We start from the raw sequence: 22,945 nt of genomic DNA, 5'->3' as shown, positions 1-22,945 counted from the left end.
GGCATGTCCCTGGTGGGAAGCCCGGCGGGCCGCGCTGATGACAGGGCCAAACCTATACTGACCTCGGCTCGTCAGGGTGATGTCGGGATGTCGAGGCTCAGGCCGGTGCCGGCTATGAAGCCGTCGAGGGTGTCGGGTCGGTACTGCAGGCGTTTGAGCCGGTTGCGTACGAGGGCTTCGAGTCGGTCGAGGGCCATGACGGCGAGGTTGGCGAGGCTGCGTTTGACGTGTGCCCAGACCCATTCGACGGGGTTGAAGTCGGGTGAGTAGGCGGGGAGGAGGAAGACCGTCAGCCAGGTGCGCTGGGCGATCAACTCGTCCATGGTGCGGGAGACGTGGGTGTTCAGACGGTCCCAGACCAGCACGATCGGTGCCTTGACCAGCTGGTGGACACCGTCGATCAGGGCGATGAAGTCGCGCTCGCCCATGCTGCGGCGCTGGCCCTTGCCTGCGGGGTGCGTGATCAGGCGGTGGCACAGCCGGGTGCGGGCGCCGGGGCGCACGGCGATCAGCCCGGCCACGGACAGGAGTCCCGATCGGCGGCCGCTGACCGTCACGACCGGGGTGCGGCCTCGCCGGCCCCAGGTGCGTCCTCTGGGCGGACGGCGGGTGAAGCCTGCCTCGTCCTCGAAGTAGATGTAGCCCCCGCAGGCCGCCCGCGCTCTTTTACCTCCGCCCAGGTCGCCTCCTTCCACACGGTGACGGCCTGGGCGTCCCGCTCGGCCACCCGCCGTGCGGGGACCTGTGGGCTGAAGCCGAGCCGATGCATCAGCCTCGTGGCGCCCGAGACGCTGTAGGAGACGTGGAACTTCCGGCCGATCAGCGTGGCCACCCTTGCCGCGGTCCACACCTGATCCTCCAGCCAGCCGTGCACGGTCGGACCCTCCTCCAGATACGCGGCCAGCTTCTCCAGGCAGCGCGGTGACAGACGGCACCGCGACCCGCTCGGGCCGCGAGAGGCCAGCGCTTGGGCCCCGCCCTCCTGCCACAACCGGTGCCACTGGTAGGCCGACTTCGGGCTCACTCGCAGCCGCCGTGCGACCTCCTGCGGCTTGACTCTCCGCTCGAACAGCTCGGCGGCCTGCATCCGCACCGACTCCCGGCGCTCATGACCTGTGGCGGTCAGCCTGCCCCCATCCGCATATCTCACCCACCACCGGATACAGCCACCACACCGCACCAATCAGGGACTTCGAGAGAGTTCACCCTGACGAGCCGATGTCAGTAGCGGGGAGTCCGAGCTGATGGTTGAGTGTCCGCGTGAGGTGCGCTCTGTTGCACGAATAGCGAGTTCCGTTTGGCACGCTTAAGTGCACATCTCCGGACGGGCATGGGGAAAGCTGCTGCGTCAGCGAGGCTGAGTTCGACTGGTGGCTCTCCACGGTGTGACACCAGGTTGATATGTTTAGACTGTGCGCCAATACGGGCGCCACGGCGCTGCTTGACTCCTCCATACCTCTCCCTCGCCTGTCGCCGCCCCCAGCGGTCGCGATGACTATGCGGCGACCGGACTCCGGGACGGTCGGGGATCGCAACGGCAGGTACTCAACCGCGCAGCCGCGGCGGATCCATGTGGCGGTCACCGTCGAGGTGGCTCACGGTCGCAATGAGATCTACAACAACATGCTGCTGTGGGAGCGCGTGGCAGGCGTTCTACGGAACGGCCGAGGATCGCAACGACGCGATCGGCGGCCAGTGGACCGCCGGCACCAGCGTGGCGGTCGTCCCCATTCAGGCGGCCGAGGATCGCAACAAGTTTACGTCCATCGAGACCAGCAAGACCGTTCTTGGTGGCGGTTGCCCGCCCGGGTGGCCGAGGACAGCAACTACGAGGACCTGGGCAGCGACACCGTCGAGACCCTGGTGGCGGTCGCCCTTTCGGATCGCTGAGGGTCGCAGCATGTTGAAGAAGGTGGCGATGGCGTCGGCAGTACCAAGTGGCGGTCGCCCGTCGAAGCGGCCGAGGATCGCAACCAGTCGCGCGGACGGCGCCAGTCAACAGCGATGTAGGGCGGCGGTTATCCTCCGGGGTGGCCGAGGGTCGCAAGCGCATGCTCAAGCCGAATGAGCAGTTGGCCGGACAGTGGCGGTCGCCCTCCGGGGCGACCGAGGATCGCAACTGCGCGTCCGACAGCGACCGCTCAGCCTAGGCGACTTGTGGTGGTCCTTCTTCGGGGCGCCGAGGATCGCAACGGCTGGTCACGGTGTTCTCCGGGGACGTCGTCGGGGTGGCGGTTGCCCTCTGAGGCGGCCGAGGATCGCAACTCCATCAGCGACGCGTGGTCGTAGATGCCGTCGAGCAGTGGCGGCCGCCCTCCGGGATGACCGAGGATCGCAACCTGGCCAACGGCCAGCTGGCCCGCAACCGTGTGCACAGTGGCGGTCGCCCTCCCCGGCGGCCGAGGATCGCAACGACGCTCTGTGGGTATCCAGCCTGGAGGTCTCCACATGGCGGCCGCCCTCCGGGGTGACCAAGGGCTGCAACGCTGGAGCGGAGACGAGATTGAAGCCAGCGACAGCGTGTGGCTGTCTCTCTCTGGGGCGAACGCATCACCGGAGGCGGTCGCCGACACGAGGATTGTCATTCCCCTCTGGGTGGTTTGCGCTTGTGTAGCGACCTGATACGGGGACCTGGTCGCATTCGTAACTCCTGTGTCGTATCGGATGGGTAGCCTTATGGGTCATGCGTGACAAGCCTCTCTATGCCCACTCGCCCAATGGTGCTGGCCAGTGGCATCTGCTGGGTGATCATCTCTGTGGATCGGCTGAACTGGCTGCTCGGTTCGGTGCGGCGTTCGGAATGGCTGCCATGGCAGGGTACTTGGCGCTCGTTCACGATGTCGGCAAGGGCGCCTGTGCGTGGCAGGACCAACTGGCGAAGGTTGCCGATACCGGAGCGAAGGTCGGGATCGATCACAAGCGGGCGGGAGTCCGTCTCGCTGCGCAGTATTTGCCCTGGCCTCTTGCCGGGGTCGTGGAGGGGCACCACGGAGGCTTGCGGTCCGGGAGTGAGATACGTGCTTTGCTGAGGGAGTTGCGCGCGCGGCCTGGCGTTGTGGACGAGGCGATTCGCCGAGTCGCGGCGGACGTTCCCGAGATCGAGTCTGCGGGGATCGCGGTGCCGGATTGGCTGTCAAACCCCGACGGCGACAACGGCCTATCTGATGTCGACCTGATGGTCCGGATGCTGTTCAGCTGTGTCATCGACGCGGACCACCTGGATACCCACGCGCACTTTCGCGGCCGCTCGCCGCATGTCCGGCCCGACGCGGACATGGCTGCCCTTGCCGAGCGGTTCGAGGACGCTCGGAAGGCCATGCTCGCAGGCCGGAAGCCGTCGGGGATCGACGAGATCCGCACGGACATCTACGAGCAGGCCATCGCCGCGGCGGACGGTGAGCAGGGGATCTACCGGCTGCACGTTCCGACCGGCGGGGGGAAGACACTGGCCGGGGCTGGGTTCGGGCTGCGCCACGCCGCGCGCAACGGTCAGCGGCGGATCATCGTCGCGGTGCCGTTCATCAGCATCACTGAGCAGAACGCCTCCGTCTACCGAAGGATGCTCGGCGAGCGGGATGTCCTCGAACACCACTCCTCCGTCGATCTCGACCGCGCGGGCTGGGCCCGCCTGGCGGCGGAGAACTGGGACGCGCCGTTCGTGATCACGACCACGGTGCAGCTGTTCGAGTCGCTCTTCAGCCGTTCGCCGTCGAGGATGCGCAGGCTCCACCGGCTTGCCGCTGCGGTGATCGTCCTGGACGAGGTCCAGGCGCTGCCGGACCGGCTGCTGGTTCCCATCCTGTCGGCACTGAGGGGTCTGACCGAGCGGTTCGGCACGACGGTGCTGTTGTCATCCGCGACCCAGCCCGAATTCAGCAGCATCGACGGCACGAGCCACCGGCACGTCATTCCCGACCCCGCGCTGCTCTTCTCGGCTCTCGAACGCGTCCGCTACGAGTGGCGAGAGGACACCACACTGGCCGCCATGGCCGGCGAAGCTTCCCGGCACGAGCAGATGCTGATGGTCGTCTCCACCACCCGCGACGCAAACGCCGTCCACCAACAGCTGCCCGCGGGCGCCCTGCACCTGTCCACCCGCATGACCTCGGGACACCGCCGGGAGACGATCGAGGAGATCCGCACGCTCCTGGCGGCCGAGCAGCGTGTCCGGGTCGTGTCGACGTCGCTGATCGAGGCCGGCGTCGACCTCGACTTCCCGATCGTCTTCCGCGCCTGGGCCCCACCGGAGAACCTCCAGCAAGCGGCCGGCCGCTGCAACCGCGAGGGCCACTTGCACCGCGGGACGGTCGTCGTCTTCAAGGCCCACGACAGCGGCAGGATCCCGGACCCGTCGTACAGGCTCTCGCTCGGCATCGCCAACAACCGCTTCGGCGACGGCCCCGACAAGGCCGACCCGGACAACCTCACCGCACTCGCCCACTACTCCAGGACCCGATACCGGCTCCAGGGCCTCGCCAACCTCGGAAACCCAATCGAAGACCTGCGACGGCAACTCGACTTCCCGGCCGTGGCAGAGCAGTTCGTCATGATCGGCGAAAGCACAGCGAGCGTCGTCCACGTCCGGCCCGAGCTGAAACCCGAGGAACAAGCCGCGGCCCGTGCCGCCATCGACATGCTCCGCACAGGCCAGCCCTGCGGACCCGCGACCCCGCGCGGCCTGCAGCCCCACATCGCCGGCATCCCCAAGGCCGAGGCGGAGACCGCGCTGGCAGCCGGCCACGCGAAGCTCATCGTCGACGACCTCGTCGAGTGGGTCGGGCCCTACCATCCACAGCGTGGCATCGAGCCGCCGAATCGGTAACGGTGCCCCGGGCGGCTGCCGGCCCCGACCACTCTCGCCCGGAAGCGAGTCGGCTGGCCACGTCGTGAGGGACTCCCTGCGCCTCCTCGCCCTGAGCGTGCGGAGGCCTGACTGCGGTCCGGCGGGGACAGTCGGGTCGGAACGGGCGTGTTGGGTAGGCTCCCGGACCGTGGCGCCGCCTCCTCGGAGGGGTGGCGAGGATCGAAACACAGGCGTGCTGGTGTCTGTCAGCACGTTCGCGCCCCCGTCGGCTTGCCGGCGGGGGCGTCATTGTCAGTGACCCCTGATACACATTCGGCAACGACATGGGCCGTGGGCGTCACGGTGCCGCTGAGGCTGTCAAGCCCTCTCGGGAAGCAGCTTCATGGGAGTGCTCGTGGTGCTACGGTCCGTGTCTGACACATCGTCACATTGCCCTGGAGAGGGTGATTTCCTTGCCGAGCCATGCCCAGACGCACTGGCCGGAGCCGCCGGTGACCGTCGAGCTGTGGGGACCACTGGCCTGCTTCACGCGACCCGAACTGAAAGTCGAACGGGTCAGCTACCCCGTCATGACGCCCTCCGCGGCCGTCGGAGCGCTCAGCGCCATCTTCTGGAAGCCGGAGATGCAGTACGTCATCCAGTCGATCGAGGTCCTCACCCCGATCGACTGGATCAACGTCCGACGCAACGAGGTCAAGTCCGTCATCACCGCACCCCGCATCAAGGCCCTGCGCGCGGACCACAGGGAGCGCTACGACGTCGAGCAGGACCGGGACCAGCGCAACACCGTGGCGCTGCGCGACGTCGCCTACCGGGTGAACACCCAGATCATTCCGACCCGCAGCGCCAAGGCGCCGGCCGCCAAGTACAGGGAGCAGCTGCGGCGCCGCACCGAGCGCGGCGGGTGCTTCTCGCAGCCCTTCCTCGGCTGCCGGGAGTTCTCCGCGGGCTTCGGCCCCCGCGGATCATGGCCCGGCAGCCCCACCGACACGAAGGCCGGCCCCATCGAGCGCACGGAGGAGCTCGGCGTGATGCTGCACTCGATCAGGTACGGCGACCGCGGCCAGGAGACCTACCACTGGTTCCGCGCCCGCCTGGACAACGGCGTGCTCCACGTTCCGCGGCGCCCCCTGGGCGACGACGAGGTCCACATGCCCGCCGGCTCCTGGCGAACCGGAGCCTGACCATGCTGCTGCAACGCCTCACCGAACGCGTCGCCCACCAGGAACACTCCTACACGAAACCGGCGACGATCAAATGGGCCGTGTTCCTCGACGGCGACCACACGGAGATCCAGGACCTGCGCGTACCCAAGGGCCAGCCCGCGCTCCGCCTGGCCGTGCCGACCTCCACCCGCACGGTCGCCATCGCCCCGTGCCTGCTCGCCGACAACGCCCAGTACGTCTTCGGCGTACCGAAGGCCGACCCCAAGACCGGAGAGGTCAAGGACAAGGACGCCGCCCGGGCGGCGAAATGCCGCACGGCCTTCGCCGACCTCGCCCGCCAGTGGGCAGTCGCCAACCCCGGCGACCCCACCGCCGAGGCCGTCGTCCGCTTCCTCGACACCACCATCGACCTGCCGGCCGACATGGCCGCCGGTGACCTGGTCGCCATCAGCATCGACGGCCAGTGGGCCCACCAGCACCCGAGCGCCCTCCAGTTCTGGGCGGACAGGGTCAGCGACTCCAAAGGAGCTGGCAACACCGGCCTGTGCCTCGTCTGCGGACACGAACGCTCGCTGCTCGCCACCGTGCCGATCTCGATCGCCATGGGCGCCATCCCCGCCAAGCAGGCCAAGAGCACCCAACTCGTCAGCGTGAACACCGCCGCGCAAGGCCGCGCCGGCGTCACCGCCGGACTCGCCGCCACGCCCCTGTGCGAGAGGTGCGGGACGGCCGCCACCACCTCACTGGGCGAACTCCTCGCGGACCCGAAACACCGCAGGCGCGCCGACACCGCGGTGACGGTCTGGTGGACCCGCGAACCCGTCAAACGCAACCACTTCGGCAACCTGGACGACCCACAGCCCGAGGACATCGCCAACCTCATCGGGAAGATCTTCAAACCGGGCACCGGGACCACCGAATACTCCGCCGACGTCAACAAGTTCTACTCCGCCACCCTCGGCGCCAACTCCTCACGCGTCGTCGTGTGCGACTGGATCGACGTCCCCCTGCCCGTCATCGAAGACTGCCTCGGCCGCTGGTTCCGCGACCACCGATACCTCGACCCCTGGTCACCCCACACCACCCAGAAGTACCCGGACCCGGACACCGACCCGCGCTACCAGGCCTACCCGATCTGGCGACTCACCCTCGCCTGCGCCCGATGGGTCAAAGCCGAGAAGAAATACCACCCCAAGTCCGTCCCCGAAGGCCTCGACGAAGCACTCCTCCACAGCGCCCTCCACGGCACACCACCCCCCGCCTGGATGCTCCCCCGGCTCCTCACCCGCATCCGCGCCGACCGCCGCATCGACGGCCCCCGCACCGCCCTCCTACGCCTCGCCCTCACCCGCCACCACTCCCAGGAGCACGGCATGTCCGGCCTCGACCCCGACGCCAACGACCCCGCCTACATGTGCGGCCGCCTCTTCGCCACCCTCGCCGCCGTCCAACGCCGCGCCGCCAAAGACACCGGACGCACCGTCAACACCACCATCACCGACAAATACTTCGGTACCGCCATGAGCAGCCCCGCCACGGTCCTCGCCAACCTCCGCGCCGGTGCCGAAAACCACCTCCGCATCATTCGCCGCCGCAACCAGCCCACTGCCAACGCCCTCGAAGCCCGCATGCGCGACATCTACCAACACCTCAACGACGTCCCCCTTCTGCTCACTGTCCCCGAACAGGGCCGTTTCGTCCTCGGCTACGAGCACCAGCGCGCGGCCGACATCACTGCCGCACTCGCCTACAAGGCTGCCAAGGAGCAGGCCGCCGGGCCGGCCGAGCCCCAGCCTGCCGGGGCCGGTGCGCTCTTCGACGTCTCGGACGTCATCGAAGCTGCCCCGGCCGATGCCGAAACCGCCTGACCACCCGTTTACCGGAAAGCGAGAACCCACCATGACGATCGCCGCCCACCTCGACCCCGCGCGCAAGCACGACTTCGTGTTCCTCTTCGACATCGTCGACGGCAACCCCAACGGCGACCCCGACAACGGCGGCGCCCCCCGTACCGACCCCATCACCATGCAGGGCTACGTCACCGACGTCGCCCTCAAGCGGAAGATCCGCAACACCGTCGCCCTCCTGAACGCCGGCCGCCCCGGCTACGACATCTACGTGGAAGCCGGCGTCGCTCTCAACGCCCAGCACGAGCGCGCCTACGACACCGGCGGCGCCGCCAACGAGTCTGAAGCCCGCGGCTGGATGTGCCAGACCTTCTACGACGTCCGCATGATGGGCGCCGTCATGACCACCGGGAAGAACCGCGACCGGACCGCCGGCCGCGTCCAGGGCCCCCTGCAGCTCACGTTCAGCAGGTCCATCGACCCCGTCACCACGATCGAAGTCCCCATCACCCGCGTCACCCCGACCCGAGTCGAGGACCTGGCCACCAAGCAGACCGAGATGGGCACCAAGAACATCGTCCCCTACGGCCTCTACCGAGGCGCCGGCCACTTCTCGGCCCCGCTCGCCGCCAAGACCGGCGTCACCAGCGAAGACCTCCAGGCCCTTTGGCAGGCCTTCGAGATGATGCTGGAACACGACCGCGCCGCCGCCCGCGCCTCCATGGCACTCCGCGGCCTCTGGGTCTTCAGCCACGCCAACGCCTACGGCCAAACCCCCGCCCACAAGCTCCTCGATCGCGTGCACGTCACCCCGCTCGGCCACACCGCAGCACGCTCGTACTCCGACTACAAGGTCACAGCCGACACGGACGTCCCGGAAGGAGTCACCCTCACTGCGTTGGTGGACTGACCACCCCCCGCACCACCCAGGCAACCGCCTCGCAGCTTGAGAACTCAACAGTGAACTGCTTCTCGCCTCGTCACGTGGCCGTCCCCCTTCCGGGTGGCCGAGGATCGCAACTTTGGGGTACCGCTGACCGTCCGTGCCCGGGAAGGGTGGAGGTCGCCTTTGGGGCGGCCGAGGATCGAAACAAACTGTTGACGCTGGCCGAGTAGGACGGCCGACTGATGGTGTCGCTCTCCAGAGCGGTCGAGGGCCGCAACGCCGGCCACGACCTGATCGGCTCCGACGCCGGCAGCGTGGCGGTCGTCCTCCATGGCGGCTGAGGATCGAAACTACTCCATCATTGCGCCGTACCGGGCGAGTGCCTCGTGTTGCGGTCGCTCTTCGGGGTGGCCGAGGATCGCAACCAGTAGTACGGCACCATTCAGCAACTGCATAGCACCTATGGCGGTTGCCCTTCGGGGCGGCCGAGGATCGCAACTATTTCAATCAGGTCGTGGCTGCCTGTGATGCATGGCTTGGCGGTGCCCTTCCTGTGAGGTACTGCCCGTAGCTCGATCTTGATGGGGAGGGCCGGCGAGTAGATCGAGTTGGCGGTTGCCCTTAAGGCGGCCGAGGATCGCAACTTCAAGGAGATGGAGCGTGACCTGTGCATGTTCCGGGGCGCCTTCACCGGCGGCTGAGGATCGCAACCCGATGACGACGCGTGCGTGTGTCGGGCCGTCTAGGAGCGGCGGTCGTCCTCCCGGGCGGTCGAGGATCGCAACATGTCCTGCGCGTCATCGAAGAGAATCACGTCGCTGGAAGCGGCTGCCCTTCGTGGCGGGGCAATCGCTTGCCCACGGCCCTCTTCTCCGAACGGGAGCAGCGGCGGCTGCGCTCTGGGGCGGCCGTGCAGGTCCAACGGCGGCCGGCCGAACCTCTCCTAGGTGGTGGTCGTCCTCCGGGGCGGCTGAGGATCGCAATGCCGAGGCGGGCGTCCGGGCCGCCGGTCCGCACATCGCGGCGGTCGTTTTCCTGACGGCCGAGGATCGCAACGACGGCTTGCGCCAGCGTCTGACGGATGCGCAGGTCGTGGCGGTCACCCTCGGGGCTGGCCGAGGATGGCAACGTTCACGCTGGCGGCCGCGACTTGGATCAAGCCGGGGATGGTGGTCGCCCTTCGGTGTGGCTGACGGGTGCAACCTCGTCGTCAGGAACGGCGACGCGAGCAGCCACACCGTAGCGGTCGTCTTCCGGGGAAGCCGAGGATCGGAACGCCAAGGACCGCGTACTGTGGCTCGAGAATCTCCAGCGGAGCGTGGCTGAAGATCGCAACGCTGCCAACGTGGTGCTCTGCCGTACGGACCGGGGGAGCGGCGGTAGCCTTTCGGGGCGGCCGAGGATCGCAACATCCCGTGGGCCCGCGACCTCGACCGCACCATCGTCGTGGCGGTCGCGCTTCGTGGCGGCCGAGGATCGCAACCCGTTCACGCCCGGGTTCGCGAGCGTGCGCGACATGCTGGTGGTCGCACTCCGGGGCGGCCAAGGATCGCAATCAGACGATCGAGCGCAACGTCCTCGATCCGCTGCAGAGTGGCGGTCGTCCCCCGGGGTGGCCGAGGATCGCAACGTCGATGACATCGAAGCGTACGTGCAGGCCCCCGAGGTAGCGGTCACCCTTCGAGGAGGTCGAGGATCGCAACGACTGGAACGAACTGCCCCGCCCGGGCGAGTCCGGTGTGGCGATCGCTCTCCGGGGTGTCCGAGGATCGCAACGACGGCCTTCGCAAGCGTCTGACGGGCGCGCAGGTGGTGGCGGTGGCTCTTCTGGGTGGCCGTGGATCGCAACATCGGCACGCAGACCCGCGCGGATGCGAATGCCGCGGTGGTGGTCGCCCTTTGGGGCGGCCGAGGATCGCAACTGGGAACTGCGGTGCGTGGGCTGGCACGGCACGTCGTGGCGTCGCCTTCCGGGGCGGCCGAGGATCGCAACCCCTACGACCCGATCGCCGACACCGGCGAAGCCTGGGGTGGCGGTCGCCCTTCGGGGCGGCCGAGCACCGCAACCCCTTGACGCCGGGCTTGCCGTCGGTGTTCTTGCGGAGTGGCGGTCGCCCTTCGGGGGCGAGGATTGCAGGGGGTAGCGGACGTCAGTGATCACGGCCGGCCGGACGGGTGGCGGTCGCCCTGTGGGACAGCCGAGGATTGCACTCCCGGTGCGGGGTCGAGTTGGATCCCGAGGTGCGAGTGGCGATCGACTATTGGTAGCCCCTAGCCGCGACAACGGGGGCGCCAAGGGCTTGAGGCATGGGATGAGTCATCGCGGCGGAATCGGCGGGGGCCGCTGATCCGGATCTCGGTGCCAGCTCGAGTTGGCGTGTCACGACGGAGGTCTGGTGAGTACCTGTATCCCACCAGGGCTGCGGATCTTGGCGAGGCGGATGGGGGTGGATGACGGCGAGCTCCCTTCGTCGCGTGGAGCGTACTCCTCGACGAAGGGACCTCGACCCGTCGACGCTACGTGCCAGCCTCTGGTGTCTTAGGCGCGATGTCGCCGAGCGTCACCACGAATTGCCCGTGCGCCGCCGGAGTCGTACGGAAGCCGAAGCCTTCAACGAACGCTCGCAACTTCCTGCCTGACAGCACGCGTGCATAGCTTGCATCCCCGAACGTCTTCTTGAGGAGGACACCGAGATGCAGGGAGGTGACGGGCGTAGATCCGGGCGCGTTCGAGACCAAATGGTCGATCACCAGCCGATAGGCCGCGGGCTCGTCTCTGGCTGCGACTGTGAGGGCTCTCTCATGGATGTCCGGGGAAACGGCGACAGCCTGATGGGCCAGAGCGTTGCTGCTCCGTTTGGCAAGGGCCATCTGCGAAGGCAAGGGAGGGGGCGTGACCTTGATCGTTCGGATCTCTGCGTCAGGCCGCCGTAGGAGCCGGGCTTCCTCGGCCACCTCCACGCGCCATGCCCGCAGTCCGTCTTGCGCGAAACCGAGGTCGAACTCGACGACCTTGTTGATGTCCCTGTGCTTGAGGAAGTCCTCCCTGGGTACGAAGAATGCCTCGATGTCCCCGTCTTCGACTGCGAGCCACCCTGCCTGCTGGCCCTCGATCTTCCTGACGACGCCCCGGACCCGTCGGCACACGCTTTCGGAGTTCTCCCAGTCGTAGGTCGTTGGGCGGCGCTCCCCGAGATCTGAGAAGTGAGCGAGGCGAGGCTCCCCGTGCCTATCCTGATCAGAACCTTCATTCGCGACCCACTCGTAGCTGAACGCCTTGCGGCGTCCTTGCATCAGCTGCTTGGCCTCCGCCAGGTGGTGATCCACCGCATCCTGTTTCAGTTCGTCGCCATTGAGCCAGCGCATGAAGCGCAGGACGTACAGGTAGTAGCGGCAGACCGGGCTGGGCCGGGATGACGCGATGACGGAGAAGCGGTCGAGGGCAGCAAGCTCGTCGTACTCGGGAATCCGGCGGTAGCACCGGAACCACAGCTGTAGGTCATGTTCGGAGAGGTCGCCCGTTTCATCGAAGGCGGCGTCGTAGAACTCCACTGCAGTTCGGAACACCTCCGGGGAGGTCTCCCGCCAGTCGTCGCCGCGCTCGCGGAGCAGTGCTCTCGCCAGTACGAGAGCGACCCGCGAGTGGCTCCGTGATGCGACGATCAACTCGCGCCACGCACTGACGAGGCTCTGCACTCCGCCGTGCAGGTCGTCGAGGCTCACCTTGCACGAGCTGAGATAGGAACTGTCCTGATGGTCGGGTCGCGCCAGTTCACACTCGTCGAGAAGAAGTTCGGCGATGCTCAGTTGCTCGCTTGCCCAGTCTGCCGCCGGGCCCCCGGCTCGGATCAGGTCGATCAGGTTCTTGTGGCGTGAGATGCGGCGAAGGTTGTTCAGGACAGTGACGATCATCTGGACGGGCGTGACGTAGTTGTGTTCGTCGATGCTGTTGAGCTGCCGAGCCCTTCCGAAGACCTGGAGCGCTTCGGAATACCGGTCCTGGATGAGACCGATGGCCTCGGTCTCCCGACCGGAATTACTGCTGATCGTGGAAAGTTCATCCCTCGCCCACTCGCGGTGCAGCATTGCCAACGAGTGGAACGGAACCGGATCCAATTCGTCCGACAGCTCGATCGCCTTTTTGATGAACGTCTCAGCCTTGCCGTCAAGGTGGCCTCGTATAGAGAGGTGGAAGCGTCCCAAGTGAAGCCAGAAGTGCGGCTCGCTCGGGCATCGGCGCGTGAGCTCTTCTAGTACCCGGTACGCCTGATCCTTGTTCTTGAACTCGTGAATGAACTCGGCGAAGCGCTGCGAGTTCGCGGAGGGCCCCGACCACTTGTCGCGCCGAATGAACAGATCCTGGAGGATATCCTTCGTCCACTCGTTGTCGGGACCGAGGTGACCGGATACTTGGGCGATGAACTCTATGGCCGTGTTGGCCAGCAGGAACTCCCAGGAGCTGTCTGTGTGGTCGGAATCCAGGGTAGCCTCTAGGACCTTCTCCGCTACCGATGGGTGCAGGATCCGCACTTCCTCGTCATTCTCGACGACGAGGTGGCGGAGGTCCTCTCCGAGTGTCGACCTGAGGTCCGCCTGATACGCCGTGGCGGAGGCGGCCTGCCCTCCCCAGGCTCCAGTGAGCCAGCGTCGGACGAGGAAGTAGGGAAGCCCGTTCTGTGTGAACCGGGTCACGAGCGACAGGTAGCTGGCGACGTGGCGCTGAAGGTCGCTGAAATGAGCCACGTGAGCGTCTACGTAGCGACGGGTTCCCTCGAAGTCCTCCTCGAAGGCGGAGAGGCCGAAATAGAACGGAGACAGGTGCTGCGCTGGAACCGAGCCCGGGATGAGGAGCTCCACGGCCGCTCTTGCCCGGGGGGAACGAGCCCGGGCTCCGAAGACCGCCCGGAAGTCCGCCGCCTCCTGTGCGGACAAGGGGTCTTTGAGGTAGAATTTGTTTTCGCTCCTACTGTTGTCCGGAGCTGATCCGCTGGAGCCTTCCCTGGGCCGGTTGCCCCGAGTCACCCAAATAAGGACAGCTGGAGTATTGCGTTCGTGTAGTTTGTAGTAGAGGTCTTCGCGCTCGCTCTGTTCGAGGGTGGCGCTTTCCACCACCACCAGGACGGACTCCTTGGTGGCTCGGTAGATATCGTCGATGCGCTCGACAGTCTGCTGGCTGTAGTGGTGAAGGAGAACCACGGGGTGATCGCGGTGTAAGTCCCAGGCGATCCGCCGAGCCAGTGTCGTTCCTCCCGCCCCCGGGCTATGGAAGATCTCGAAGGTGGCCGAGCCATGCTTCTTGAGCACCCGGCTGACAGCTCCGGTGATTACGAGTTGGCTATCGCGCGGCACGTCCAGGCCTGCGTCCAGGTCCACCCAACTGGCCGGGCGGCCGCGCCAGAACTCGTCGACGGGTTCCTCGCCCAATTGGTCGACGAGAGTCTGGGAGTGAAGCACAACCAGATCAGCTGCCAACCGCACTAGTTGGTCCTGGTCGAACGAGACGGGACCGTCCTTTCCCGGCATGGTGGCCAGCCGGCCGGTCCGAGGGATCGCCCGTGACTTTCCGAAGGCGTCCAGCATTGCCTGGAACTCGCCGCTGCCACCGGTTACGTGGACTAGCTCAGTCTGTTCATAGCGGACTTCGGTGTCCTCGACGATCCGCTCCGAACGCTGGTCCATTTCACTGCCGGAGGAGATGCAGAGAACGGCGGCCGCTCGGTTCACGCTTGCCCCGTTGAGTCGATCAAGGACGCGCTGCACGATCGGTTGATGAGACCGCCGCCAGGCCCGAAAGTCCGCAGGAGTCGTCTCGCCTCGGCTTTCCCAGCCTCCCGCCATGATCCACATGACGGCATTGCGGCCGGAGGACGGCGCCTCGTGCAGGCCGAACATCACGGTCTGCCGCTCGGCGGTCTCGGGTTCGAAGTGCCCTGCCAGGCCGTGTCGTTCGCTCTCCGGGTTAAGGTCAACGACCACTGTCCATACCGACGCGAGCAAGTGGACGAGATCGGGATGACTGACGCCGTCCTCGACGATCAGGATACGGTCGAATCCGCTGTGCGCCGCTGCTAGGAAGGGCGTGAGCCGTTCTGTCAGCGCTGCGAGGTCCGTAGGTGTCGCCGGGGCCGATATGCCGTGTTGGGGAGAGCGCGGGGACTGGGCCTGCTCGAGTACGTGTTCCCGAAGTTCGGGATGGTATTCCTTGAGGAGGTTGTGGGTGATCCAGCCGGCGAGCTGGTACGCCGTGACGCGGTCCCTCTCGGGCATGCTCTTGGCCGCGTAGTTCAGCGCGGCGCCGAGACGGGCCAGTAGGTATTGGTGGGTCAGTGAATCCACGCGGCCGGGCTGGAGTCGATCGATCGTGGCCTGCGTCCCGTCTCGTACGGCGCGAACGGCGCTAACCAGCCCTTGCCATTCAAGGCCGGCTGTGCTGGGAAGACCGTCGCACTCCTGGAGCACCGCGAGCGAGACCGGCAGGCGGAGCCGGGACTGCATGCTGATGAGGGCAGCCGTCTCCAGGTAGGCCTGGTCGTAGAGCAGAGGTGTCTGTTGGTCCCAGTTGACGTCGATCAACCAGTATGAGTCTCGGTAGCTCCTCGTGGCGTCCAGAAGGATGTTGCGGAGGTGAAGATCGCCGTGGTTGAAGCCCATCAGGACCAGGTCTGCGCGGCGGGTCATGTCGTTCTCGTGCTCCAGCACGGAGATAGGGTCGGGTAAGACCTCACCGTGGAACACGAACGTGCTGCCAGTGATCCCGGCTGCTTCGCGGGTCTGCCGCAGCGCCTCCCCCCGCCTCGACCGGAGGAAGTCCTTACCCAGCCAAGCTTCCAGAGTCCGCCCAGCTGGCATGCGCGCCCCTGCACACCCGTTCAGCTGGGCTTCGAGTAGTTCGGCGCTTACCTTGTGACAAGCGGCGAGGAGCCTGGGGCTGTGGGCCACTTCGGCGGCCCCCACGTTGCGTAGGCTGCCGCCGGCAATCTCGTAGACGTCGACACGCAGGCCGTCACCGTCGGCCGAGAGCCGTAACCCAGGCACGTGCGTGGCGGCGAACTTGCCCAGCGCCGTGACGAAGTTGTCGTGGGCTTCATGCTGGCGGTGCTTGCCATCGGCGGACACCTTCACGATGAACTGGCCGTCCAGTCCACCGGGTTCGGCGCCCATGAAGTCACAGCGAGCGACAAGTGCATCGGTGTAGCCGTCGTTGAGCTCCTGCAAATACGTGATGGACACGGTCGTGCCCAACTCGCTCTGAATGATCTTGTCCGCGCTCTGGCGCAAGGATGATCGCCGCTCCCGACGGGCGGCGTCCTCATGATCGGAGGCATTGCTCATGCCCACAAATCGTACGCCAGCCGCTGGTGTTGCGGGGTGAATCGGCGAACCGGTGACCAGAGAATCGGCATTGGCAGTGTGCCGTCACGCCATGACGATATCCGAGGCAGCTCGTCGCGCAGTGTTCTGGTGGAGAGGTGGCTGCTACGGCCTGCCTAGCATCTGCCACTGACCGCTGTCACACCCGGTCGCGTCCGCTGGAGTGGCGTATTGACGGCCACTCAGTGATCCATTTCCAGACTTTGAGTGAGTGCGGTGGTGGGGTCTCGTTGAGAGTTTTACTCTCGATCGGGTGGATGCGGCAGCGACACGTCGAGCTTGATGCCGTCCAGGCGCAGGCGACCAAGGATCTTAGGAAGACGAGCCAGCTGGCACCCCCTGGCAGGCGGCGACGTCCAGACCCAGCCTCGCATGACCTTCGTTGCTGACGCCGACCGCGACCAGGCGGTGGACGTCGGTGGACCGGTCGTCCCGACGAAACCTCTGGATGAGCTCGTCGACCCAGGGAAACGTGTCGGGCCCTGGTCGAGCGGGCGGTGACGGAACTCGGCGACTCGCTCGTCCAGGTACCTGGCCATCTCCGAGACTGGGGACATCGACAGCTAGGCGACGCCCAGGCTTCCGGCGAGCTTCTCCATCCGCCTGGTCGAGACGCCGAGTAGATGGTAGGTGGCGGCCACCGAGATCAGGGCCAGTTCGGCCCAGCACCGACGTTGCAGTAGCCACCACGGGACGTACGGAGCCCGAGTGGACTCGGCAGGTCGATGGTCCCGGCCCTCGTATCCCAGTTGCGAGAGTTGGTCCGTCCTTGCGGCTTGTATTTGGGGGCCAAACTATAGCGACAGCCTGTTCGACGGGCCGAGGGCTACCACCAGCGCTTCGGCCTCGTCCACGTCGACTTCGAGACCCAGCAGCGCACCCCTCGCGCCTCCTATGCCTGGTACCGCAACCTGATTTCTATTCACCGGCTCTATCGGGCCGGGTAGTTGAGATCGATGACGGCCGTGGCACATGTCGGTACCGGTTCCAGGTTGATGAGTGCGCTGGTCGAGCGCGGGCAGGTGGCCGCGCTCGGCCATAGGGTGTGAAGACAGGGTGTTCGATTGTTGAGAAGGCCATCACCGGCGGTTTGAGCTGAATCGGATTTTGCAGAGGCCTTGAAGCCAGGCGTGATCGCCGTGTTGGCCCAGTTGTTGGCTTGTCTCTGCTCGACGCTGCTGGCATCGCGTGGTACAGGTCGATCAGGTCCGGATCGAGGCCCAGCGGGTCGGGGCTGAGAGAGTGGGCGGTGGCCGGGTCGTAGTACCGGAAGACGTTGCAGTGCGGGCCGGTCTCGGCGTCGTGGAACTGCCCGGGGAGGCACAGCGGGCAGTCGATGCTCTCGACCGCGTTAGGCAGCGGGTGGCCGCACAGCGCGGTGCGCTGCTGCCAGGCCACGGCGCCGTGCTCGTCGACCAGTTCGGTCGGGGCGCCGACTACGTCGGTGACGATGGCGTAGAAGCGGCGGTCGATCTCGTGCTGCGGGGCGTCGGCAATGGGCAGCAGCCAGTCGGTCTGGGTGAGCGGGCGCTGCCGCGTGAGGGTCCACTCGGCCCCGGCGGCGTGCTGGTGCGCGCACGATCGTCGAGTCGACCGCGACCACGCGGTCCAAGTCGCCCTCGGCTTCGGCCAGCGCGAGCAGCGCGGTGAGCGCGCGCTCCCACGTACCGTCCAGTGCCGACCTCCATGGCCGGTTGTGGACGCCCTTCCACGACCCCGACCGCTTCGGCAGGTCTGTTTACGGCGTCCCGGTCCGGTACTTGAACACGATCGCGTCGATCACCTCCCGATGATCACGCCACCGTCCGCCCCCGCCGAGGCGCAGAGTACGGCAACAACGGCTCTGCCCGTGCCTACTGAGCATCAACCAACAATCGAATGATCCGCAGGGAACGGCCTACGCCGGAGCCCCAGGCTCCAAGGGGACCCACCTCGTCATCGAGTCCCAGGCCTGCAGGACATTCGCCAGGACATCCACCGAGGCCTCGGACTCGGGCCCGACGGTGCTCGCCGTGATGAGCAGCATTCCGCCGTACTGCTCCACCAGCGCGATGAACGCCTCGGTTGCCGGAGCGCTCCAGACCTCCCCGAACACTGCCACCGCGGCCTCGCCGGGGCCGGTGAGTGCCCAGGCGCGCCCGTCGGAGGACTTGGGCGGCAGCCCGGACCACAACGGTCGCAGGTTGAGCACCTGGGCGTTGGCCGACCGGGGCCCGTACGCCGCCGTGGCCGTCCAGCGGTCCTCGCTGCGGACCAACTGCGCGACCTCGAAGGACGGGTTGACCACGAGGGCGGGAACGCAAAGCGAGCCGAATCCCTCCCCCATGGGCACTCCGGCGGTGAACGCTGTCCAGCTCATGCCCGCGTCTTTGGCTATCTGGGTCAGGGCTGACTCGTTCCAGTGCGGATACCGGCACAGTCCGAAGTGGAACAGCCGCGCGTTGGCCGCTATGAAGGTGTCGTCCACATAGAGCGCAGGAACACCGTCGCCCAGAGGGTAACCGCAGTCCTGGCAGTCGCCGGCCCAGAGCAACTGCATGAGCGAACGGGCTTCCTCCTCTCCGAGTCTGTCCAGGCAGACCTGGCTGAAAGCCAGGTGCCGCAGTCCGGACGAGCTCTCCTCTGCCTCCAGGACCACCCAGTCCGAGGGACAGCCACGTTTCCGCGCCCGGCTCCACCATTTCTTCCCCAGCAGGACGTCGCCGAAGGAGTACGCCGTCACACCGGCCATCAGACAGCCGATCGGATCACCCAACTCCCCCTGCTCGACCGCTGCGGCGTAGGCACGCGACACATAGGCATTCGCCGTCTCGTGGTCCTTTCTATGCAGAAGGACGCCGGCGTACGAGAGGGCGGCGAGCGGGATCCTGCCGTCGGCAGCAACTCTCAGGGCTTCGACGGCTTCGTCCGACTGCCACTTCGACCTCAGCCAGTCCGAGTAGTGCAGTGCACTCCCGGGATCTCCGGCCTCGGTACCGCGCTTCCAGAGCGCCACCGCCTCGGCCTGGTCGCCCAGTTTCTCGTGGACCAGGCCGAGGGCTCCGATCGACATCCGCTCCCCACCCTGGATCGCGCGCCTGTACCACTCCCGTGCCGCTTCCAGATCCCCCCGCGCGAAGGAGACGGCACCCATATTGTGTGCCCCGATGGATTCGCCCAGAGCGACAGCAAGCTCGAAGCAGCGGGCGGCGCCGTCATAGTCCTTCTCCTCTGCCAGCAGCGTCCCGAGAGCGATCAGGCCGTCGGGATCGTCCTCCTCTGCGAGAGGGCGGAGTACCTCCTTGGCCACCTCCGGCCGGCCCGCCACCTTGGCGACGGTCGACACCAGCACCCGACGTGTGTCGTCCACGACGCGCAGCGCCTCCTCCCACACCTGTTCCGGGAGCTCGCTCGGACGGGACCGGCGCGCAGCATCGGACACCAGATAGTCGAACGGCTTCCACGTTCCGCCCCGGCCCGGCACCAGGGGACTGGTGACGCCCAGCACGATGCGGGACGCCCACTTCCATGCCTCCGCCATGCCCTCCGGACGCAGCGCCGGACCGCCCGCCAGGTCTAGGAAGTACTCGTGGAGGCGTTCCAGGGAATCCGGTGGCAGTGCACTGTCCACACCCGTGCGGGCAAGGGCGACCGCAGCCTCGACGAGTGCGGCCCCCCGGGGGTTGCCCCGCACCCGGGACGCGGCTTTCCACCGCTTGAGGACCTGCGGCCCCGCCGCCAGGTACTCCGCCACCCCGTGCGCCCGGTCGGCGCTCAAGGCCGCGACGACGCGCGGGTCCTGGCGCGTCGACGCGGCCTGCCGCTCTTCGTCGGTCCAAATCCGGTCCAGCGTGAGATGGTGCGCAGCACGGATCACCCTGCCCGGCGAGGACGGCAGACGCGGCCCGGTGCCCTGCGAGAGTGACGGCCCGTCCTCCTCATTCGTGTAGTGCTCGTAGAACTCGGTGCGCAGCGTCGCGAGCACGACGGTGCCTCGGCGGACGAGCCGGTCGAGCAGGGACGGCGTCAGCCCGTCGGACCGCAGGTAGGTATGCAGGTCGTCGAGCCACACGACGCTCTCGTAGTCGCGTCCGGAGGGGGAGTGCAGCAAGGCCAGGTCGGCATCGGGATCCGGCTTGCAGACCGACCGGTCCGGGAGATTGCGGACCATGCCTTCGAACAGGGCCCGCGATTTGCCCGCCGCCGAATCCCCGGTCAGGAGCAGCATGCCGCCGGTCTCCGCCAGCGCTTCGAGTCGGGCGTCAAGTTGGGCGTCGACGTCGCGTGGCACGTACTGCACCACTTCCGGATGGCCGGCGGCGTCCGGCGCGCGATGGACTCCGAAGGAGATCGGGTCGGCGTCGACGATCCGGAGCCAGTCGCCTTCGCGATAGGTGGCGGCCTCGTGCACCGCGTGCGGTGCCGACCTGCCGATCTCCACCACTTCCGGCCGCAGCCCTGCGGCTGCCTGCACGGCCCGCTGGAACCCGGGATCGGCCACCACGACCGAGATTGGAACGGCTTCCACCCGTGCGTGCGCCCACTGTCCCGGATCCCCGGAGACCACGCCGATCAGGAATTCTCCTGCGAAGAGCGCGGCACCCGACATCCCCTGCCAGGGCGATGCGCGGCGGGTGCCGGCCGTCGGCGGCGGTGTGTGGGAGCTGTCCAGAATGTAGCGGCCGCGCAGGATCGACGACCCCGGCTTCAGCGTGCCGACGATCTGCTCAGTGTCCGGCCTCGTCCCGTCCCGCAGCGAAATGAGCGGGTACCCCACGGCTTCGCAGTTCTCCCACGCGGCCAGGCCCACCGTCCGGCCCCAGCGGACATCGGAGATCCGGCATGTCGTGACGTCCCTGACCAGGTCATCGTCCGCTTCGAGCAGGGCCGCGTCGCACGCCTCGTCGTAACGGCGCCACCTGAGACGGCAGTTGCGTGCCCCCGCCCCTCCGGGGACAGCGACGCGAGCGGCCCCGCCATCCCCGTCGAACAGGTGCGCCGAGGTGAGGACCAGGCGGGAGTTCAACAGGAAGCCGCTGCCCTGCCGCGCTCCCTGGACGATGGCGACGCGTTCGACGGACCGGACGCTCATCCGCCGCACAGTCCGGACGGATGCTCGAAGTCACCCAAGTCGACTGCGACCTGATTGCCGATCTCCATCGGCCCGCCGAGGGCAGAATCCTTCGGCTTCAACTTCACGGACACCTTGTGGACAGCGTTCTGCGCGACCCCCACCTGGGCGTCGCCGGAGACCACCCAGGCCTTGAACCCCGCCTTGGCCGTCGCGTCGCGTCGCAGCTCGACCGAGAAATCCAGCGTGATCTCGTCGACCTCGAACCTGATGCGCTGACCGTCCGCAGCGTCCGCGGCGGCCATCAACTGGTCCCTCAGACCTTGTACGGCCTCGGTGAGTTCCACGTTCTCCAACGGATCGCGCATGTCTCCGACTTCCCCCGTTCGGCCCGCCATCAACCGCTACTCCTATCACATCGCTCCTGGTACGGACGGGCGATCGGGACAACGCCGCCGAACGCACCGGAGCACGGTGGGGGCGCGTCGAGCATCACCGACGCGCCCATGACCCGGCCCACCGCACGGCTACCGGCGCCAACTCAGCGCTCGTGGCCCTGCGGCTTCAGTGGCGTCAGCGGCCACTCTGAGGCGGGCAGCCGGGCGCGGGCGTAGCCATGGACTTCGCCGAAGCGGGTGCCGGACTGCCAGTCGGCGCGGGTCTGGGCGATCTCCTCGTTGGTGCGGCCGATGAAGTTCCACCACGTGGCGATCTGATGATCGTGGCTCTGGTTCTGGGGTTGCGATGGCGCACCTGTGGCCGGTGTGGCTGGGTGGGGTGATCAGTGCGGCGGCCCCTGAGGGCCAGGCCCTTGCGGGCTATGTGGCACTCGGGCTCAGGATTTGGGCCGCCGGCTCGCCTTGAAATGAGCCCTGCTCGCATTTGTGGCTCGTGTTGTTTAAAGGGATTCATCCATGACGGACCGTCGCGACCCGCCGCCCGGATTCCGCTGGGGCGTGTCCACCGCCGCCTACCAGATCGAGGGCGGGATGGACGAGGATAGCCGCGGCCGGTCGATGCGGGACACCTTCTGCGACCGGGCCGGCGCTGTAAGGGGCGGCGACACCGGCCGGGTGGCGTGCGACCCCTATCGCCGGTGGCCCGAGGGCGTGGGGTTGATGCGCGACCTGGGGCTCGACGGGTACCGGTTCCCGATCACCTGGTCGCGCGTGCAGCCGGCAGGCCGGGGCGAGGTCAACGGTGCCGGGCTCGACTTCTACGAGCGTCTGGTGGATGGGCTGTTGGAGGCCGGCATCACTCCACTGCCCGCGCTCTAGCACTGGGGCCTGCCACAGGCGCGACCGCCTGTCTCGCCGTGGTCGTGCACTGGTTCACGCGTTTCCCGCCGCCCTGCAGCCAGCCGTTCAACTTTGGCGGCGGTGATCCTATACGCCTGGGTTGCCACCATCAGAGGACGTCCCTGACGGCGAGCCGCGAGGAGCCACCGATGGTCAGGCCACTGCTGAAGCGCAGGCCGGCAGGCACGGCGACCACGATCGCCGCCGAGTCTTCGACCAATGGCTGCCCCGGCGCGAGGTCGGGCCGTACCAGCTTGTTGCGGGCCGCTGACCTGGCAGAGCACCGCCACGGATAGAATGACAGGGTGTCCGACGGGCCGAGGGCTACCACCAACCCTTCGGCCTCGTCCACGTCGACTTCGAAACCCAGAAGCGCACCCCAAAGGCCTCCTACACCTGGTACCGCGACCTGATCGCCGCCCACCGTGTGCGTTCTGTGGAGTAGGCGATGCACTGGCCGAACCTCCCTGCAGAGCAGCCCGGGCTAGTTCTTCCTCGATCGTTCCCGCAGTGACGGTCACCA

Annotated in this window: 11 protein-coding genes and 3 pseudogenes; 8 read left to right on the top strand and 6 right to left on the bottom strand. The window is 67.2% G+C overall.

Annotated features, from left to right (window positions below; translation table 11 throughout):
* Positions 1 to 71: 71 nt before the first annotated feature.
* Positions 72 to 1,150, bottom strand: a protein-coding gene (locus tag ACFP3U_RS37150) for an IS630 family transposase (protein ID WP_465261978.1) whose coding sequence is annotated in 2 segments (ribosomal slippage) — positions 72 to 649 and positions 649 to 1,150 — 1,080 coding nt in all. Because the reading frame shifts where the segments join, the coding sequence is not laid out codon by codon here.
* A gap of 1,533 nt (positions 1,151 to 2,683) precedes the next feature.
* On the opposite strand from ACFP3U_RS37150, the gene ACFP3U_RS31950 reads away from it, so the two are divergent.
* The 5 genes from ACFP3U_RS31950 to ACFP3U_RS31930 all read left to right on the top strand — a co-directional run bounded on the left by ACFP3U_RS31950 (position 2,684) and on the right by ACFP3U_RS31930 (position 10,777).
* Positions 2,684 to 4,822, top strand: coding sequence for a CRISPR-associated endonuclease Cas3'' (locus ACFP3U_RS31950; RefSeq protein ID WP_380229240.1), 2,139 nt, complete (start codon positions 2,684 to 2,686; stop codon positions 4,820 to 4,822).
* Between the two features lie 425 nt (positions 4,823 to 5,247).
* Positions 5,248 to 5,988 carry a type I-C CRISPR-associated protein Cas5c gene (gene cas5c / locus ACFP3U_RS31945; protein ID WP_380229239.1) on the top strand — a complete coding sequence of 247 codons (741 nt, stop codon included), beginning with the start codon at positions 5,248 to 5,250 and terminating at the stop codon, positions 5,986 to 5,988.
* 2 nt (positions 5,989 to 5,990) lie between these two features.
* Complete coding sequence (gene cas8c / locus ACFP3U_RS31940; protein ID WP_380229238.1) at positions 5,991 to 7,838, top strand: type I-C CRISPR-associated protein Cas8c/Csd1; 1,848 nt, start codon at positions 5,991 to 5,993, stop codon at positions 7,836 to 7,838.
* A 31-nt stretch (positions 7,839 to 7,869) separates the two neighbouring features.
* Positions 7,870 to 8,727 (top strand): type I-C CRISPR-associated protein Cas7/Csd2, encoded by an 858-nt coding sequence (gene cas7c, locus ACFP3U_RS31935; RefSeq protein WP_380229237.1) that lies wholly within the window; start codon positions 7,870 to 7,872, stop codon positions 8,725 to 8,727.
* A 1,813-nt stretch (positions 8,728 to 10,540) separates the two neighbouring features.
* A complete protein-coding gene (locus tag ACFP3U_RS31930; RefSeq protein WP_380229236.1) occupies positions 10,541 to 10,777 on the top strand; it encodes a hypothetical protein in 237 nt (78 codons plus the stop codon).
* A 443-nt stretch (positions 10,778 to 11,220) separates the two neighbouring features.
* Here ACFP3U_RS31930 and ACFP3U_RS31925 read toward each other — a convergent pair whose 3' ends face one another.
* Positions 11,221 to 16,035 (bottom strand): hypothetical protein, encoded by a 4,815-nt coding sequence (locus tag ACFP3U_RS31925; RefSeq protein WP_380229235.1) that lies wholly within the window; start codon positions 16,033 to 16,035, stop codon positions 11,221 to 11,223.
* Between the two features lie 857 nt (positions 16,036 to 16,892).
* Between ACFP3U_RS31925 and ACFP3U_RS31920 the strand changes: the two are divergent.
* A pseudogene (locus tag ACFP3U_RS31920) lies at positions 16,893 to 17,021 on the top strand (family 1 glycosylhydrolase); the annotation flags it as partial.
* A gap of 950 nt (positions 17,022 to 17,971) precedes the next feature.
* On the opposite strand, the gene ACFP3U_RS31915 reads toward ACFP3U_RS31920, so the two are convergent.
* From ACFP3U_RS31915 to ACFP3U_RS31905, 3 genes and pseudogenes are all read right to left on the bottom strand, one after another.
* Positions 17,972 to 21,145 carry a trypsin-like peptidase domain-containing protein gene (locus tag ACFP3U_RS31915; protein WP_380229234.1) on the bottom strand — a complete coding sequence of 1,058 codons (3,174 nt, stop codon included), beginning with the start codon at positions 21,143 to 21,145 and terminating at the stop codon, positions 17,972 to 17,974.
* Entirely contained in the window at positions 21,142 to 21,492 is a 351-nt protein-coding gene (locus ACFP3U_RS31910; RefSeq protein ID WP_380229233.1) for a trypco2 family protein, read from the bottom strand. The genes ACFP3U_RS31915 and ACFP3U_RS31910 overlap by 4 nt, the downstream gene beginning before the upstream one ends.
* A gap of 173 nt (positions 21,493 to 21,665) precedes the next feature.
* A pseudogene (locus ACFP3U_RS31905) lies at positions 21,666 to 21,827 on the bottom strand (pirin family protein); the annotation flags it as partial.
* A gap of 211 nt (positions 21,828 to 22,038) precedes the next feature.
* Between ACFP3U_RS31905 and ACFP3U_RS31900 the strand changes: the two are divergent.
* Positions 22,039 to 22,401 carry a family 1 glycosylhydrolase gene (locus ACFP3U_RS31900; protein WP_380229232.1) on the top strand — a complete coding sequence of 121 codons (363 nt, stop codon included), beginning with the start codon at positions 22,039 to 22,041 and terminating at the stop codon, positions 22,399 to 22,401.
* 130 nt (positions 22,402 to 22,531) lie between these two features.
* Here ACFP3U_RS31900 and ACFP3U_RS31895 read toward each other — a convergent pair whose 3' ends face one another.
* A complete protein-coding gene (locus ACFP3U_RS31895; RefSeq protein ID WP_380229231.1) occupies positions 22,532 to 22,774 on the bottom strand; it encodes a hypothetical protein in 243 nt (80 codons plus the stop codon).
* Between ACFP3U_RS31895 and ACFP3U_RS31890 the strand changes: the two are divergent.
* Positions 22,739 to 22,867 (top strand): annotated as a pseudogene (locus ACFP3U_RS31890) (family 1 glycosylhydrolase); the annotation flags it as partial. The gene ACFP3U_RS31895 and the pseudogene ACFP3U_RS31890 overlap by 36 nt on opposite strands.
* Positions 22,868 to 22,945: the final 78 nt, after the last annotated feature.

Origin of the sequence: Kitasatospora misakiensis (assembly GCF_042656005.1) — a bacterium.
In the GTDB taxonomy this organism is placed as follows: Bacteria; Actinomycetota; Actinomycetes; order Streptomycetales; family Streptomycetaceae; genus Kitasatospora; species Kitasatospora misakiensis.
Note: the sequence above shows the minus strand (reverse complement) of the source record. Positions and strands in the feature narration are given on the sequence as shown.

What these genes read in the sequence shown, in the direction of transcription:
- ACFP3U_RS31925 (WP_380229235.1), bottom strand. Translation starts at nt 16,035, where the DNA reads ATGAGCAATGCCTCCGATCATGAGGACGCCGCCCGTCGGGAGCGGCGA.
- ACFP3U_RS31950 (WP_380229240.1), top strand. Translation starts at nt 2,684, where the DNA reads ATGCGTGACAAGCCTCTCTATGCCCACTCGCCCAATGGTGCTGGCCAG.
- cas7c (WP_380229237.1), top strand. Translation starts at nt 7,870, where the DNA reads ATGACGATCGCCGCCCACCTCGACCCCGCGCGCAAGCACGACTTCGTG.
- ACFP3U_RS31900 (WP_380229232.1), top strand. Translation starts at nt 22,039, where the DNA reads ATGACGGACCGTCGCGACCCGCCGCCCGGATTCCGCTGGGGCGTGTCC.
- ACFP3U_RS31910 (WP_380229233.1), bottom strand. Translation starts at nt 21,492, where the DNA reads ATGCGCGATCCGTTGGAGAACGTGGAACTCACCGAGGCCGTACAAGGT.
- cas8c (WP_380229238.1), top strand. Translation starts at nt 5,991, where the DNA reads ATGCTGCTGCAACGCCTCACCGAACGCGTCGCCCACCAGGAACACTCC.
- ACFP3U_RS31915 (WP_380229234.1), bottom strand. Translation starts at nt 21,145, where the DNA reads ATGAGCGTCCGGTCCGTCGAACGCGTCGCCATCGTCCAGGGAGCGCGG.